Annotated in this window: 15 protein-coding genes and 3 tRNA genes; 15 read left to right on the top strand and 3 right to left on the bottom strand. The window is 43.6% G+C overall.

Annotation, left to right across the window (positions count from 1 at the left end; genetic code table 11):
- The 8 genes from ACFOEK_RS05325 to ACFOEK_RS05290 all read left to right on the top strand — a co-directional run.
- A partial coding sequence (locus tag ACFOEK_RS05325; protein ID WP_386717236.1) for a CinA family protein occupies positions 1-352 on the top strand: 352 nt, incomplete at its 5' end.
- Positions 353-445: 93 nt separating this feature from the next.
- Positions 446-1,483 (top strand): recombinase RecA, encoded by a 1,038-nt coding sequence (gene recA / locus ACFOEK_RS05320; protein ID WP_386717233.1) that lies wholly within the window; start codon positions 446-448, stop codon positions 1,481-1,483.
- Between the two features lie 208 nt (positions 1,484-1,691).
- Positions 1,692-2,723: a S1C family serine protease gene (locus ACFOEK_RS05315; RefSeq protein WP_386717230.1), complete on the top strand. Its 1,032-nt coding sequence runs from the start codon at positions 1,692-1,694 to the stop codon at positions 2,721-2,723.
- Positions 2,724-3,242, top strand: a complete 519-nt coding sequence (locus ACFOEK_RS05310; protein ID WP_386717227.1) for a regulatory protein RecX — start codon at positions 2,724-2,726, stop codon at positions 3,240-3,242.
- An 88-nt stretch (positions 3,243-3,330) separates the two neighbouring features.
- Entirely contained in the window at positions 3,331-3,981 is a 651-nt protein-coding gene (locus ACFOEK_RS05305; RefSeq protein WP_386717224.1) for a paraquat-inducible protein A, read from the top strand.
- Positions 3,915-4,607: a paraquat-inducible protein A gene (locus tag ACFOEK_RS05300; RefSeq protein WP_386717221.1), complete on the top strand. Its 693-nt coding sequence runs from the start codon at positions 3,915-3,917 to the stop codon at positions 4,605-4,607. Before ACFOEK_RS05305 ends, ACFOEK_RS05300 begins: the two co-directional genes overlap by 67 nt.
- Positions 4,600-6,906: a PqiB family protein gene (locus ACFOEK_RS05295; RefSeq protein WP_386717218.1), complete on the top strand. Its 2,307-nt coding sequence runs from the start codon at positions 4,600-4,602 to the stop codon at positions 6,904-6,906. Before ACFOEK_RS05300 ends, ACFOEK_RS05295 begins: the two co-directional genes overlap by 8 nt.
- 62 nt (positions 6,907-6,968) lie before the next feature.
- Positions 6,969-7,148, top strand: a complete 180-nt coding sequence (locus tag ACFOEK_RS05290; protein WP_386717215.1) for a helix-turn-helix domain-containing protein — start codon at positions 6,969-6,971, stop codon at positions 7,146-7,148.
- A 23-nt stretch (positions 7,149-7,171) separates the two neighbouring features.
- Here the strand turns inward: ACFOEK_RS05290 and ACFOEK_RS05285 are convergent, their stop codons facing one another.
- A complete protein-coding gene (locus ACFOEK_RS05285) occupies positions 7,172-8,368 on the bottom strand; it encodes an energy transducer TonB family protein (protein WP_386717212.1) in 1,197 nt (398 codons plus the stop codon).
- 136 nt (positions 8,369-8,504) lie between these two features.
- Positions 8,505-8,672 (bottom strand): hypothetical protein, encoded by a 168-nt coding sequence (locus tag ACFOEK_RS05280; protein WP_386717209.1) that lies wholly within the window; start codon positions 8,670-8,672, stop codon positions 8,505-8,507.
- A gap of 94 nt (positions 8,673-8,766) precedes the next feature.
- On the opposite strand from ACFOEK_RS05280, the gene ACFOEK_RS05275 reads away from it, so the two are divergent.
- Complete coding sequence (locus tag ACFOEK_RS05275) at positions 8,767-9,786, top strand: DMT family transporter (RefSeq protein WP_386717207.1); 1,020 nt, start codon at positions 8,767-8,769, stop codon at positions 9,784-9,786.
- Positions 9,787-9,889: 103 nt separating this feature from the next.
- Here the strand turns inward: ACFOEK_RS05275 and ACFOEK_RS05270 are convergent, their stop codons facing one another.
- A complete protein-coding gene (locus tag ACFOEK_RS05270; protein ID WP_386717204.1) occupies positions 9,890-10,342 on the bottom strand; it encodes a YtoQ family protein in 453 nt (150 codons plus the stop codon).
- 348 nt (positions 10,343-10,690) lie between these two features.
- Here ACFOEK_RS05270 and alaS point away from each other — a divergent pair, with 348 nt between their 5' ends.
- The 6 genes from alaS to ACFOEK_RS05240 all read left to right on the top strand — a co-directional run bounded on the left by alaS (position 10,691) and on the right by ACFOEK_RS05240 (position 15,555).
- Complete coding sequence (gene alaS, locus ACFOEK_RS05265) at positions 10,691-13,315, top strand: alanine--tRNA ligase (RefSeq protein ID WP_386717201.1); 2,625 nt, start codon at positions 10,691-10,693, stop codon at positions 13,313-13,315.
- A 94-nt stretch (positions 13,316-13,409) separates the two neighbouring features.
- Positions 13,410-14,639 (top strand): aspartate kinase, encoded by a 1,230-nt coding sequence (locus ACFOEK_RS05260; RefSeq protein WP_386717198.1) that lies wholly within the window; start codon positions 13,410-13,412, stop codon positions 14,637-14,639.
- A gap of 304 nt (positions 14,640-14,943) precedes the next feature.
- Entirely contained in the window at positions 14,944-15,129 is a 186-nt protein-coding gene (gene csrA / locus ACFOEK_RS05255; protein ID WP_284380622.1) for a carbon storage regulator CsrA, read from the top strand.
- Positions 15,130-15,199: 70 nt separating this feature from the next.
- Positions 15,200-15,289, top strand: a tRNA-Ser gene (locus tag ACFOEK_RS05250).
- Positions 15,290-15,332: 43 nt separating this feature from the next.
- A tRNA-Arg gene (locus tag ACFOEK_RS05245) sits at positions 15,333-15,409 on the top strand.
- Between the two features lie 69 nt (positions 15,410-15,478).
- Positions 15,479-15,555: transfer RNA gene (locus ACFOEK_RS05240), tRNA-Arg, on the top strand.
- Positions 15,556-15,568 lie beyond the last annotated feature (13 nt).

The following is a 15,568-nucleotide window of genomic DNA, read 5'->3' as shown; positions in this document are numbered from 1 at the left end:
TTCAAGTTGGTTTAATGCGGGCATTGTGAGCTATTCCAACGACGCAAAGCGGCAGTTTTTAAATGTCTCTGAAGACTCGTTGGAAAGATATGGTGCGGTGAGTCAGCAAGTGGTTGAAGCGATGGCTAAAGGTGCCGCTGATCTGAATTTTGGTCAAGTCTCCGTCGCCGTTTCAGGTGTGGCGGGGCCTGGCGGTGGAACCTCTGAAAAACCTGTCGGAACTGTTTGGATTGGTTGGTCGGTTAATGAGATAATTTCGAGCTCAAAATTTCACTTCGAAGGCAATCGTGAACAGATACGTTATCAAACACTGATTGCAGCTCTGGAAGGTTTATTGGTTAAACTGAATTAAATTTAAAAAAAATACTGTATAAAAGTATAGTAATTTAAAAAGTGCTGTGCTTTAATCTGTTCAAACATACAGTATTTGGTTGAGGACATACACGTGGACGACAATAGAAAAAAAGCTCTGGATGCTGCACTGGGTCAAATCGAGCGTCAGTTTGGTAAAGGCGCTGTAATGAAAATGGGCGATGCCCCTAGAGAACAAATTCCTTCTGTATCAACAGGTTCTTTAGGGTTGGATATTGCCTTAGGCATTGGCGGTTTACCTTATGGTCGTATTGTTGAAATCTATGGTCCTGAATCTTCTGGTAAAACAACTCTGACATTAAGCACGATTGCTGAAGCACAAAAGCAAGGTAAAACCTGTGCTTTTATCGATGCGGAACACGCGCTTGATCCTATCTATGCTGAAAAGCTGGGTGTGAACGTCGATGAGTTGCTGGTTTCTCAGCCTGATACAGGTGAACAGGCATTAGAGATTGCGGATATGTTGGTTCGCTCTAATGCGGTTGATGTACTGGTTGTAGACTCGGTAGCCGCTTTAACACCAAAAGCCGAGATTGAAGGTGAAATGGGTGATACTCACGTTGGCCTTCAAGCACGTTTAATGTCTCAAGCACTTCGTAAGTTAACGGGTAACATCAAACAGTCTGGTTGTTTGGCGATTTTCATTAACCAGATTCGTATGAAGATTGGTGTGATGTTCGGTAACCCAGAAACAACAACGGGTGGTAATGCACTTAAATTCTACGCATCTGTTCGTCTAGACATCCGTCGTACTGGTTCGATCAAAGATGGTGACGAAGTTGTTGGTAACGAAACCCGTGTGAAAGTAGTTAAGAACAAAGTGTCTCCACCGTTCAAGCAGGCTGAGTTCCAAATTATGTATGGCTCAGGTATCTACCGTATGGGTGAAGTCATTGATCTAGGTGTGAAGCTTGGATTGGTTCAGAAAGCCGGCGCATGGTACAGCTACAATGGCGATAAGATTGGTCAAGGTAAAGCCAATGCCTCTAAGTACCTTGAAGAGCACATGGATATCGCTCATGAAATTGAGTCTCAAGTTCGTAGTCAGCTGCTAGAGACTGTGAAGCCGACTCCGGAAGAAGTGCCAGAAGAAGGTGAGTTGGAGTTGTAAGTTAACGCTTCGTGAATCTTTTTCATGATCTCTAAAACTAAATAAAAAACGAGCCCAGTGCTCGTTTTTTTATGCATAGTCGTTTTGTATAGTTCGCATTTTTATACAGTAGAATAAACATTGTTTTAAAGGTTGACCCAACAGATTTGCAAGTGTTGAATCAAAAATAATAAGAGCGCTTGTAAGAATTAAATAATTAGGATGACTTATGTGGATTAAGCATATTCGGCCTTGGTTGATGAGCACTGCTTTATTTTGTGGTTGTCTGTTGAGTTCGCCATCATGGGCAGTGGACGTCAGTAATGCGTATCTTAAAGTGATGAACAGCGTTGTGGTGTTGAAGACGATCGTTCATGAACAACAAATGTCATCCCAAGGTATTACGGAAAAGAAATCGTCAGAATTGGGCTCGGGTGTGATCATTGACCCAAAAGGCTTGGTTTTGACGGCATCACATGTAGTGAATTTGGCCGAGAGTATTGAGGTCACTTTTAAAACCGGAGAAACAACCTCGGCAAAAGTAATCAGCAGTTCTTATCTTGCTGATGTAGCTTTAATACAATTAGACCAGATGCCTGACTCTGTTTCGATATCGAGCTTGGCCGATTCTGATCAATTAAAAGTAGGGCAAGAAGCTTTCGTGATTGGAGCGCCTTACGGACTTGAACACACCTTATCAGTCGGTAATATCAGTGGTCGCCGTGTCTATGATGATTTGATTTCTATGGAATTTCTTCAAACGGATGCAGCCATTAATACCGGGAACTCCGGAGGTCCAATGTACAATACTGACGGTGAATTAGTCGGTATTGTTAGTCATATTCGTTCAAGCTCAGGAGGAAACGAGGGAGTAGGTTTTGTTGCCAGCATTAACATGATTAAGGATTTGTTGCTGAATCGCCCGCCTTCCTGGATCGGTGCAGATATCATTCCCATCAAAGGCGAATTAGCACGAGCGCTAAATGTTCCCCATTCTCAAGGTTTGTTGGTTCAACGAGTGGCAAAAGGGTCACCGGCGGAACGACTGGGATTAAAACCTGGGATTCTTCCAGTAGAAATTCCGGGGGCTGCCGACATCATGATTGGTGGCGACGTGATCATTCAGGTCGGGCCTCATCCAATTTTCGTATCCAAAGATGGTTTCTTAAACGTTCGAGATTATTTATCAAAACAGGATGGGCCTCTACAGTTAACCGTTTGGCGCGGTGGTGAGTGGGTTACTCTGTACGGTGAGAATTAAATGATCAAGAATATTTCACTAGAAGAGCAAGAGAAGGCACTTTTTACCGAACTAAAGACGAAAGTCATTAGTTTGTTAGCTAGGCGGGAATATTCTGCTAAGGAACTACAAGGTAAGTTGTTAACCGCTGCCAGTTCGAAACAAACTGGGATGTCCAATGAAGCCATTGAGTTGGTGATAGAAAATGTATTGTCAGAGATGCAGCGGTTGGGTTATCAAAATGATGCACGCTTCGCGAGCATGTTTGTACGTCATAAATCTCGAGCTGGAAATGGTCCATTAAAAATTTCCAGAGAGCTTTGTTTTAAAGGCGGTTCACGTGATTTATTTGAACAAGTGGTGGAAGAAGAACAGATTGATTTTTTTGAATTGGCTGCAGAGCTGATGCAGCGTAAATACTCTCTGGACCAGGTGAAAGATTATCAAACCTTCCAAAAGGTATTTCGTTACTTTTCAAACCGAGGCTTTACTTCTGAGCAGATTAAATACGCCAAGGAAACTCTATTAGAAATAGAATAAATCGGGTTATGCTAAGGGCGCATTTGTAGTTTTACTTGATGCAACAATTTCTTTTCGTTTTATCTAATTGAAGGACAAATTAGATCCCATGACTAAGAGCCAAAAATTAATGGTCTGCCACGAGTGTGATCTCTTAGTCTCCATCCCGCCATTGAAAGAAGGTAATTCGGTTCATTGTCCGAGATGTAAAGGGACATTGATCAAGCATTTTCGTAGTCGTTTATTACCCCCATTATTGATTTCTCTAAGTGGTCTGTTGTTATTTTTTCCTGCGAATTTCTTGCCTATTATGACGCTGTCCGTGCTGGGCAATGACGGTGAGAATACTATGGTTAAAGGAGTCTTTCGTTTAGCCAATGACGGTTACTGGTGGATGGCAACGCTTGTCTTGTTTTGCAGTATTTTGGTGCCGCTCATTAAGTTTGCCTTAGTATTTTTTATTTCTTTCAGAGCATATGTCAGTAAGTGGGGAATAAGTGTGATTTATGCCTTACGGCTTCATAAGAAAATTGAAGCATGGGGAATGCTCGATGTGTATCTGATTGCGATCTTATTGTCTTATATAAAGCTAATGGACATGGGAGATATCGTCATTGATATCGGGCTCTTCTGTTTTATCGGCTTTTTGATCTTAGATATTTTAGTCACCACTCGATTCGAACCGGGTGAAGTATGGCGTCGCATGCAAAGGGAGGGGGGCGATTGGACTTCGCTGATGTTGCAAAGAAACAAGGCATAGCCAGTTGCAGCGTATGTCATCAAGTAGCACACATGCCGGATGGTTGTTCCATCGCACGTTGTGGGCGTTGTGGTCATGAGGTGTATTTTCGAAAGCCTCAGAGTTTGTCGATGACTTGGTCTTTGGTACTGACAGGCTTTGTTTTGTTTGTATTGGCCAATGTCTATCCCATCATGACGGTGACCTATTTAGGATCTCAATCCACCGATACCATCATTTCTGGTGTGATTGCTTTAATGGATATGGGGATGATCGCCATTGCATTGATTGTGTTCATTGCCAGTATCGCTGTCCCGTTGCTTAAGCTGATTGCTCTTTTGATGTTGTTAGTCATGGTAAGTAGAAAGGTGCCTCTTAATAAACATCAGAGCGCGTTGGCCTATCGTGTTGTTGAGATTATTGGTAAGTGGTCGATGTTGGATTTATTTGTGGTATCGATATTGGTAACGCTGGTGGATTTGGGCGGAATCGCAAGTATTACTGCGGGAACAGGTGCAACGGCCTTCTCTGCTGTTGTCGTAATTACTATGTTGGCGGCTCATGCGTTTGATCCGAAACTGATTTGGGATTTGGAAACGGACAGTAACTCCTCCTGTTTGAGACTCGAAGGGAAAGATCGTGACTGATAAGAAAGAAATAGCAACGGCGGTAGTGCATGAAAAAGAAGGTTGGTCGATTTATTGGTTATTGCCAATAATTGCAGTCCTAATTGCTGGGTGGCTGGTTTATAAGAACTTGGTAGAAGGTGATATTGAGATTCAGGTAAGTCTGGACTCGGCTACTGGCATTGTTGAAGGAAAGACTGAGCTGAAATATCAGGGAATTACTATTGGTATTCTGGAAAGTTATGAGATTGATATCAGCGATTTCGAAGGTATTGAAGCTACGCTAAAGGTTAAACGATTTGCGGAACCTTTATTGACAGAATCCAGCCAAATTTGGTTAGTAAAACCAGAGGTGAATTTTAGTGGTGTTTCGGGCTTAGAAGCACTGGTTTCGGGTAATTATTTCGAGCTGTTGTACAAAGAAGGGAAACCTGCTCGTAGCTATAATGCCTTAGATAATCCACCGGTATTAGCCCGAGGTGAGGGTGGGTTGGAGCTCACGTTAATGAGTGACCGGTTAGGTTCTATTGTTCGTGGTGCACCCGTTATGTATCGTAGAATTGAAGTGGGAGAAGTGCTTGATTACCAGTTCAATGAAGACTTTAAAAAAGTAGCCATTAAAGTATTTATTAAGCCTGAATACAAAGACGTTATTACCTCAAATACGCGCTTCTGGGAAAGCAGCGGATTATCTCTCTCCGGCGATTTATCGGGTATAAAGCTTCAGGTGGATTCACTGGCTTCGCTCATCATAGGCGGTATTTCCCTTGATACGCCAAAAAATACCTTGGATACAGAGAGTAAAACCGTTGGTAATGGTGATCAGTTTACACTCTATGACGATTACGAAGCAGCGCATACCGGCATCATTGTTCAGGTAAAATTTAAAACAGCGAAAGGGCTAAAACCCGGTTCGACAGAAGTGCAATACAAAGGTGTTACTGTGGGTAAAGTTATTGATGTTAAACCCACGCCTGAATTGGATGGCATGATCGCGAGTATTTCGATGGATCCAAGATCCGAACCGGTTCTAAATGACAGAATGAAGTTTTGGATTCCTAAAACGGTAGTCAGCCTGACGGAAATCTCTGGGCTAGAGAGCATTGTTGGTGGTGGCGTTATTGAAGTAGATGCTTCTTTAGAAGGAAAGCCACAGCGTCGTTTTGTTGCTCTGGAAGATGCGCCGAAGAAAGACAGGAACGTTCCTGGTCTTCATATTACTTTGAAATCTGATTCGTTGAAGTCGATAGATCGAGGTACTGACATTCTGTACCGCAACATTCCAATCGGTAATGTTGAGGGCTATGAGCTGGCGAAAGATCAGAGTTCGGTTCTAATTGATGTATTCATCTTGCCTGAATATGAACACTTGGTTCGAAAGAAAAGTCGTTTTTGGAATGCGGGTGGTATTGAGATTCGTGGTGGACTTCAGGGGCTTCAAATAAACGCGCCATCGGTTAAAACCATCCTGTCAGGTGGTATCGAATTATATACGCCAGAGGTGGGATTAAAGGCCAAAGCAAAAGATGGCGATACCTTTACTTTACATAATACCTACGAAGCGGCGTATTCGGATGGTATCCAGATCACTATTGCTTTTAACGATGGCGAAGGCCTTAAGGAAGGCACTCAAATTCGTTATTTAGGGATAGAGGTAGGCAAGGTTAAGTCTGTTCAGTTGAATAAGAAAATGAATGGGGTGATTACTGATGTCGAGTTGTATCCATCTGCCGAGCAAATAGCTCGGGAAGGCAGTGAATTCTGGTTGGTGAAACCTGAAATTGGTTTGGTTAAAACCGCTAATTTAGGAACGCTGGTCACAGGAAACTACATCAATGTTCGTCCTGGGGCAGGCAAACTGAAATTTGCGTTTGAAGCTACGACACAACGTCCTAGCCAAGAAGCAATGGATCAAGGTTTGAATGTTGTTCTTTTAACGGAGCAATTGGGTTCCATAAAAGAAGGTGTTCAGGTGTTGTATCGTGGAATCCCTATTGGGAAGGTCACGACTTACGGGTTGTCCGATACGGCAAATCAAGTTCATGTCTTCGTAAATATTGAGTCGAAATACGCTCCGCTAGTGAAGCAAAATTCGGTATTTTGGAACATCAGTGGTATTGGCTTTGATTTCTCCTTGTTTGGTGGTGCGCAAGTTAAGACTTCTTCTTTGGAATCGATTCTTGAGGGAGGCATTATGATGGCGACCCCGCCGGAGAGTATTATGGGACGTGATGCCAAATCAGGTGATCAATATCCGTTGCACTCTGAACAGCGTGATAAGTGGTTGGAATGGGCTCCGAAAATCCCACTTGAGCAGTAGCAGAATAGTGAACTCAGTCTATACTGTTCAGACTATCAATAATAACAATGGAGATGTGATGTATGTCTGATGTCTTGTTGTCTGTGAAAGAGGTGGCTGACAAACTGGGTGTTTCTGAGTTCACGGTAAAGCGCTACGCCAAAGAAAACTTAATTGCTTCAGTAAAGGAAGGAACTGAGTTTAAGTTCAAACCGGAAGATGTTGATCACTATATCGAGATTACCCAGAAGTTAAACGGGTAAACCCAATGAACGTAGAGTCTGAGTTAATTGCCAGGCTCTGAATAATTGTCTACCGTCATCGTTAATCGAGTTAAGTAGCCCGCAGCGGCGGGACTCGGTGGCATGTGAAATTGTTTCACCGCTTTGATAGCACGAAGAGCTTCAGCATCAAATATAGAGTGCCCGCTCGATTCTTCGATATATATATCCTTTATATAGCCTTCTAACGTTAGGTAAAGCCTTACTCTTGTAAGCAACAGCGATTGCGATTTGGGTTCATCCCAGTGCTCGTTAACTTGTTCTGACATTATTGCTAAGTACTTGTTGTAAACCTTGCGTTGTTTACGTTCAAAGCCGGATAGAGGATCTCCCAGCCTAGCTTCTCCAAGCCCCTTGTCGTGTAACTGTTTTAAACCTCCAATTTGGTGGTTTATTTGGGTTGCCGGTGTAGCTTGGTTGATGGCGTCAAACAGTGGATTACTTTTTTTAACTTCTTTAGGCGAATCGGAGTCCAGTTGAGCGAAAGAAATTCGAGCGTTCTTTATCTTCGATTGATTGGGTTTCTTAAGTTTACTTTTGGTGGCAAGGGGTGACGGAGAGATTCTAGATTGAGTGACCGCTTGATTGGGGGGGGCTTGTTTTTGACTCGAGTGGGTTTGGGAAGGTTGTTCTGAGGCTCCCTTTTGGGGAGGTGTAAGGCTCGCTGTGTCGATCTGCTTTTTCTTGGGGGCGTTGCCTATTACCTTGGTTGATGATGTATTAGTTGTGGGTTCAACTGGTTCTGCTGTTTTTGAGGAAGGTGATTTTGCTTCTTTTTTTCCTTTTAGGTCTCCTTTTCGTCGGTCTCCTCCTATTTTTGATAGCTCTTCGTCAGGCTTTTGTTTTCTTGAGGTGGAAGGACCTGTAAGCAAGTCTGCTTGTTTCAATTCTTTTTTTGTTTCTTTCTTAAGTGGTGCCTCTGGCTTTTTCTTTGGTGGTACTACTGATTTCTTTTCTTCATGTTTAGGTTGTGATGGAAGAGGTTCTTCTGTGTTTTCTAGAGGGGATTTCTTCTCTTCGTGGATTAATGCAAGAGATATTGTTTTTGATCTTTGTGGTTGTTGATAACTTGAAAAGTCTATATTTGGGATGAACGGAGCCGTGACCAAATGCAGTAACACACTGATCGCACAGGTTATCCAGATTATTTTCTTATTATTGTTATTCAATGGTTCGTATTCTCTCTGAGAATTCCTGTTCATAATTTCACCACAAGCCGGAATGATGGAAAAGTGCTTTTGGAGGGTGAGTTCCTTTGAATCCTTTAAACAACGTAACAATAAATAAACGTTTGGCTTGTTATTTTAGTAAAGCTTTGCAAGACTGATAGTTCATTCATTAAACAAACAGTCCACCGATGAAAACCATTAGCCATAGCGTCATAGCACGAATTGTCTGCCGAGCAGCGGCAGCCCCCGTCATGTCTGCGCATTGGCTAAAGGCCAGCTTTCTGCGGTATTTTTGTTGAATGAAATAATCTTTCGAATTCCAAAAAGCCGCAGACAAAATTGCGGCTTTTTTCGTTTTAGTCGCCTTCTATTTCTGCTGCTTTCGGATGAGAAACTCTGATGGGTATATCTATTTATAAAGGAGGCACACAATGTCTATCGCAATGGCCTATATCACGGTCATTTTAGTTTGGACCACCACTCCACTGGGAGTTACTTGGAGCAGTGAAACAATTCATCCTACCCTTGCCGCATTGGTTCGAATGGCAATGGCTGCTGTCCTTGGTTGGTGCTTGCTGCGAGCGATGGGCAAGTCGCTAAGTTGGTCAAAACCTGCGATTAAGAAATATCTTCATGCTGATATTGGTATTGCACTTGCGATGTACGCAACTTATCAAGCGGCCGGCTTAATACCGAGTGGATTGATATCGGTTGTGTATGGTTTGGCGCCAATCATGTCAGCTCTCTTCGCTCAGTTAATATTGAAAGACGCAATGCCCTTATACCGTTGGATTGCCTCCATTATTTCCTTGGCAGGTTTGATCATGATTTTCAAGGTCGATGTATCATTGGCGGAGGATACGGCTAAAGGTTTAGGCTTGCTGTTTTTGGCAGTGACCCTGTTTAGCTTGAGTGGCGTACTGATTAAACAAAGTGATCATAGGAATGGACACCTAGAGCAAACTGTTGGCGCGTTAATAATGTCTGTGCCCATCTACTTGGTGATCTTACTGATTGAATTGGCTGTTATGGTGTTTGATAGCAGTGCAAGCGATGTTATTAATCAGACTGTGAGCGGAATAGATTCAGTATCAAATCGTTCTGTTTTGGCCATTCTCTACTTGGCCATTATGGGGTCTCTGGTGGGGTTTATCAGTTATTTCTATATTCTGTCCGCACTTAAACCAAGTACGGTGGCTTTAGTCACTTTAATTACGCCAGTATTGGCTTTGATGCTTGGGATTATTTTTAATAATGAGGTCGTGGAATCGCATGTTTGGGTAGGAACCGCAGTGATCCTATTGGGCTTGGTGTTGTTTAACTGGGGCGAGCGTTTGGTGTCTTTAGTCTTTCTTAGTATGTCTCCGCTAAAAATAAGCAATGTGTTGCAGAAAAGAGGGGAAGTAAAGGATGGAGTAGTAAAGCAGCCTGAGATAGTGTCGTCAGAGTAAGGCTTGGAAATAAGTAGATAATATATGGAAAATAGAGCCCGAATTTGTATCTTGATATTAGATATTAATTCGGGCTTTTATCTGAGCTAACCTTGCTTCTAGATTATGGCAATTCGTTAGTCATAACATAGCGAAGAATACCCACTACTTGCTCTGGGGTTTCACAAACCGCTTGCGCTGCTGCATCCACTTCTTTAAGCGGGTGAACAATGTCAGGGCCATGCATTACAATCAGAGATTTACCCAACGCAGCAGCATAACCCGCATCAAATGCAGCATTCCATTGCTTATATTTATCACCAAAGCGAACCACTACAACGTCGGCGTCAGCAATCAGTTTGCGAGTACGTAGGCCATTGATTTTGGATGCTTTGTGATCTTTCCAAAAATTGTTTTCTTCTGCACCTAATATTCTGTCGCCGCAATCATCACTGTCAGCATGGCAGGTGTTGGGTGCCGTCAAGATAACGTCCAAGCCTGCTTCTTTTACGCCTTGCTGAATCGTTTCACGCCAATCGCTGTGAATTTCACCAGACAAATAAACGCTCAATTTCATTGGATAACCCTCATCAAATTGTCTTATCAAAATTTGCTGCAAAGGATGTCGTAAAAGCCTGGACGAGTCAAAGATCCAGACTGTATAAACGCCTCGTTAAACGATCAGAAATTCCTATTAGGATTTTTTAGAACGCAAGCTGTGCATTGAGTGTGCAAGATGCGTCAAACTATATATACTGTGCTGTTCACAAGAGATAGCATCATCGCTGGGGCTTCTTTACTGCTTTTATGCTTAGCACCGCGAAGAATACGTTTAAGGCATGAGCATTGATGACTCGTGTCCGGAAAAGTTTACAAGCAATTTAAAATAAGATCGCTGGAAAACAGCGTCGAGAATGGACGTTTTATGAAAAGCTCAGAAATTCGCCAAGCCTTCCTGAATTACTTCAATCAGCAAGGGCATGAAATGGTGCCAAGCAGTGCCTTAATACCTGCAAACGATCCTACCGTGATGTTTACAGTTGCCGGAATGGTGCAATTCAAAGACTGCTTTTTAGGTAAAGAAAAACGCAGTTATACCCGTGCAGCAACTTCTCAGAAATGTGTACGTGCTGGTGGTAAGCATAATGACCTTGAGAACGTAGGTTTTACCGCGCGTCACCATACTTTCTTCGAGATGCTAGGTAATTTCAGTTTTGGTGATTATTTCAAAGAAGACGCCATTAAATTTGCCTGGGAGTTCCTAACGTCTGAGCAGTGGTTAAATATTCCGACTGAAAAGTTGATGGTGACGGTTTACCACGACGATAGCGAAGCATTCGAGCTTTGGAATAAGAAGATGGGTGTTGCCGAAGACCGAATCATCCGGATCGGTGATAAAGGCGAGAAGTATAATTCTGATAACTTCTGGGCGATGGGTGATACCGGTCCATGTGGTCCGTGTTCTGAAATTTTCTACGATCATGGTCCAGAAGTGTGGGGTGGACCTCCAGGGTCTCCAGAAGAAGACGGCGATCGTTTTATTGAGATTTGGAACCTGGTGTTCATGCAGTACAACCGAACTGCAGACGGTGTGATGGAGCCTCTTCCAAAACCTTCTGTTGATACCGGGATGGGCTTGGAACGTATTTCCGCTGTTCTTCAACATGTTCACTCAAACTATGAGATTGACCTGTTCCAATATCTGCTTAATGCGGCTGCTAAGTTGCTTGGACAAACCGATACAACGCAAGCATCGTTACGCGTAATTGCAGATCACATCCGTGCTTGTTCATTTATGATTTCCGACGGTATTACACCTTCTAATGAAGGGCGTGGTTATGTACTGCGCCGTATCATTCGTCGTGCCGCTTTGCATGGCCACAAGCTAGGTGGTGAAGAGCCTTTCTTCCATAAGCTGGTTTCAGCATTGGTTGATGTGATGGGTGATGCTTATCCAGAGCTTAAAAAGAATCAGGAATTAATAGAACGTGCACTTCTAAAAGAAGAAGAGCAGTTCGCGAAGACCTTGGATCAAGGTGTAAAAATCTTCGATCAAGCGGTTGAAGAGATGTCTGGCACGGAAATTCCTGGCGAGACCGTGTTCAAACTCTACGACACCTATGGTTTCCCTCTGGATTTAACTGCTATGGTTGCTCGTGATCGCGGCTTAACCATTGATGAAGCAGGCTTTGAAGTAGCAATGAACGAGCAGCGTGAACGTGCTCGTGCCGCCAGCAAGTTTGATGTGGATTTGACGGCAAAAGTTGAGCTGGAAAAAGCGACAGAGTTTACCGGTTACGATCATTTAGACGGCCAATCTAAAGTTGTTGCTTTGCTGAAAGGTGGTGAGCAAGTCACTTCATTGTCGGCAGGCGATGAAGGGATTGTTGTTTTGGAAGAAACGCCTTTCTACGGTGAGTCAGGTGGTCAAGTTGGGGATTCAGGTCTTTTGATTGCTAATGGTGTGCAGTTTGATGTATCTGATACCCAGAAAGACGGCGCTAATCATCTTCATGTTGGTAAATTGTCTGCGGGTGAGATTCAAGTTGGTGATGTGCTGGGGGCTCAGGTTGATAAAGAAGCTCGTCAAGCAACGGCTTTGAATCACTCTGCTACTCACTTACTCCATGCGGTATTGCGCGATGTGTTGGGTGATCATGTTGCTCAGAAAGGTTCCTTGGTTGACCCAGAAAAACTACGTTTCGACTTTTCTCATTTCGAAGCGGTTACTCCAGAACAAGTTAAAGAAATTGAAGCGCGTGTTAATGCATTGATCTCTGCTAACACGTCTGTTGATACCGAAGTAATGGATATCGAGAGTGCGAAATCCAAAGGCGCGATGGCGCTGTTTGGTGAGAAGTATGACGATGAAGTGCGTGTGCTTTCGATGGCAGATAACTTCTCGATTGAGCTGTGTGGCGGTACTCATGCGAAACGTACAGGCGACATCGGTATCCTGAAGATTACATCGGAATCTGGAATCGCTGCGGGGGTTCGTCGTATTGAAGCCGTTACTGGTGAAGCGGCTTATCAGCGAACACAAGAATCGGACGCTATTATTTCTGAAATTGCGGGCCAGTTAAAAGGAAATCGTGAATCTGTGCTGGAAAAAGTTCAGCAAATAATTTCTAAAGCTCGTCAGTTAGAGAAAGATCTTGAGCAGGCGAAAGCGAAGTTGGCCAGTTCCGCAGGTAGTGATTTAGCAGGGCAGGCGATCGAAGTGGCAGGCGTTAAGCTTCTGGCTGCTAAATTAGATGGTGCGGATCCTAAGGGGCTTCGTGAGCTGACAGATCAACTTAAGAATAAACTGCAGTCAGGGATTGTGCTATTGGCCGCAGTGAACGGCGAAAAAGTAAGCTTGATTGCTGGCGTGACGAAAGACCTGACTGGTTCTGCAAAAGCCGGCGACTTAATCAAATTGGCTGCTGAAAAAGTAGGCGGTAAAGGTGGTGGTCGTCCTGATATGGCGCAGGCTGGTGGTAGTGATCCTTCTGGCGTCGATGCTGCATTAGCTTTGGCTAAAGATTGGGTGGCAGAGAAGTTTGCTTAAAACTCGGCCTCTGGCTGCTATCTTTTATATTTAACTTTAGGGTGTCTTGGTGTTTAATAGGCGCCCGTTTTAAGGTCAAGACAGAACATCGGATATGGCATTAATAGTTCAAAAGTATGGTGGTACATCCGTAGGTACCATCGAAAGAATCGAAGCTGTTGCGGAAAAAGTCATTAAGTTCCGTCAAGACGGTCATGATGTTGTGGTCGTTGTGTCGGCAATGAGTGGTGAAACGAATCGTTTGCTCGGGCTTGCGTCTGACGTAATGGAACGCCCTGATCCACGTGAGCTAGATGTGCTGGTATCTACTGGCGAACAAGTAACCATTGCTTTGTTATCCATGGCGCTTAAAAAGCGTGGTTGGGATGCACGCTCTTATACGGGCGGACAGGTGAGAATTTTAACGGATGACTCTCACGGTAAAGCTCGTATTCAAGATATTGATGGCGACAAAATGCGTGACGATCTGAATGCAGGTCGCGTGGTGGTAGTCGCTGGATTTCAGGGTGTCGATGCTGATGGCAATATTACCACGTTGGGTCGTGGTGGTTCTGATACGACGGGTGTCGCTTTGGCGGCTGCGCTTGGGGCTGATGAATGCCAGATTTATACCGATGTAGATGGTGTTTATACGACGGATCCTCGTGTTGTTGAAGATGCTCGTCGATTAGAACAAATTACATTTGAAGAAATGTTGGAAATGGCAAGCCTAGGTTCTAAGGTTCTACAGATACGCTCTGTTGAATTTGCCGGTAAATATAAAGTGCCATTGAGAGTACTTTCCAGCTTTAAAGAAGGCCCTGGTACTCTAATTACGATTGATAATGAGGAAGATGATTCAATGGAACAGCCACTGATCTCTGGTATTGCATTTAACCGTGATGAAGCGAAATTGACCCTGGTGGGTGTCCCTGATATTCCTGGTGTGGCTTCTCGTATTCTTGGCCCTGTAGGTGATCAGAACGTTGAAGTTGATATGATCGTACAGAATATTGGTCAAGACGGAACAACGGATTTTACCTTTACAGTACATCGCAACGAATATGAAAAAGCAGAAGAAATTCTGACGCAAATCTGTACTGATTTAGGTGCCCGTGAAGTTGTGGGTGATAACAAAATTGCCAAGGTATCAATCGTTGGTGTGGGTATGCGTTCTCACGCAGGCGTTGCTAGCACTATGTTCCGTACGCTTGCTAAAGAAAATATCAACATTCAAATGATTTCTACGTCTGAAATCAAAGTGTCTGTTGTGATTGATGAGAAATATCTGGAACTAGCTGTTCGTAGCCTTCACAGTGCTTTCGAATTGGCCGAGAAAGAGTAAGTTGTCTTTCTTGAAACAAATTTATTGGGTTTCAGAAACAATAAAATTTTGAATTCTTCTGTCTATGGTCAATACTTGCTAACTAGTGGGTAAGAAGTTGACTTATTGGTTGTAAGTTAAATCCTCATAGGATGACTAAGGCAGAACCTTTAAGGCCTCTACAGTTAATAACAACGATATAACTGGTGAACTAGATGAGGGCGTTGCCATCTAACGCCCTTAACTGAAGCCTTTTGGTAGCTGCATGGCATGACGGAAATAATCGTCCTGTCAGTGGACAAGGAATTATAACAAGGAGAAAGATATGCTTATTTTGACACGTCGCGTTGGTGAAACGTTGATGATTGGGGATGATGTTACTGTTACCGTTCTTGGCGTAAAAGGAAATCAAGTTCGTATTGGTGTTAACGCTCCAAAAGAAGTGGCTGTTCACCGCGAAGAAATCTATCAGCGCATTCAAAAAGAAAAAGAGCAAGACGCAAACTCATAAAAATCTTACATTTTTTTGAATTTGGGTCTTTTCTTTTCGTTTTTTCGTGGTAAGATGCTGCCCGTGTTTTGGAGAGATGGCCGAGTGGCTGAAGGCGCGCCCCTGCTAAGGGCGTATAGGTTAACACCTATCGAGGGTTCGAATCCCTCTCTCTCCGCCACCTTGTCGATTGGATGATGTTAACTCTGATTCCCGACCACCTAGCACCCGTAGCTCAATTGGATAGAGTACTCGGCTACGAACCGAGCGGTTAGAGGTTCGACTCCTCTCGGGTGCGCCACTTAACTTTTTGGTAATGAAGTTATGATGGTTAAACGAATTACCGTCAACCGGATGGATCTGGTTATATGCACCCGTAGCTCAATTGGATAGAGTACTCGGCTACGAACCGAGCGGTTAGAGGTTCGACTCCTCTCGGGTGCGCCACTTAATTTTTTGG

The organism is Litoribrevibacter euphylliae (assembly GCF_042646085.1).
GTDB lineage: Bacteria > Pseudomonadota > Gammaproteobacteria > Pseudomonadales > Litoribrevibacteraceae > Litoribrevibacter > Litoribrevibacter euphylliae.
Note: the sequence above shows the minus strand (reverse complement) of the source record. Positions and strands in the feature narration are given on the sequence as shown.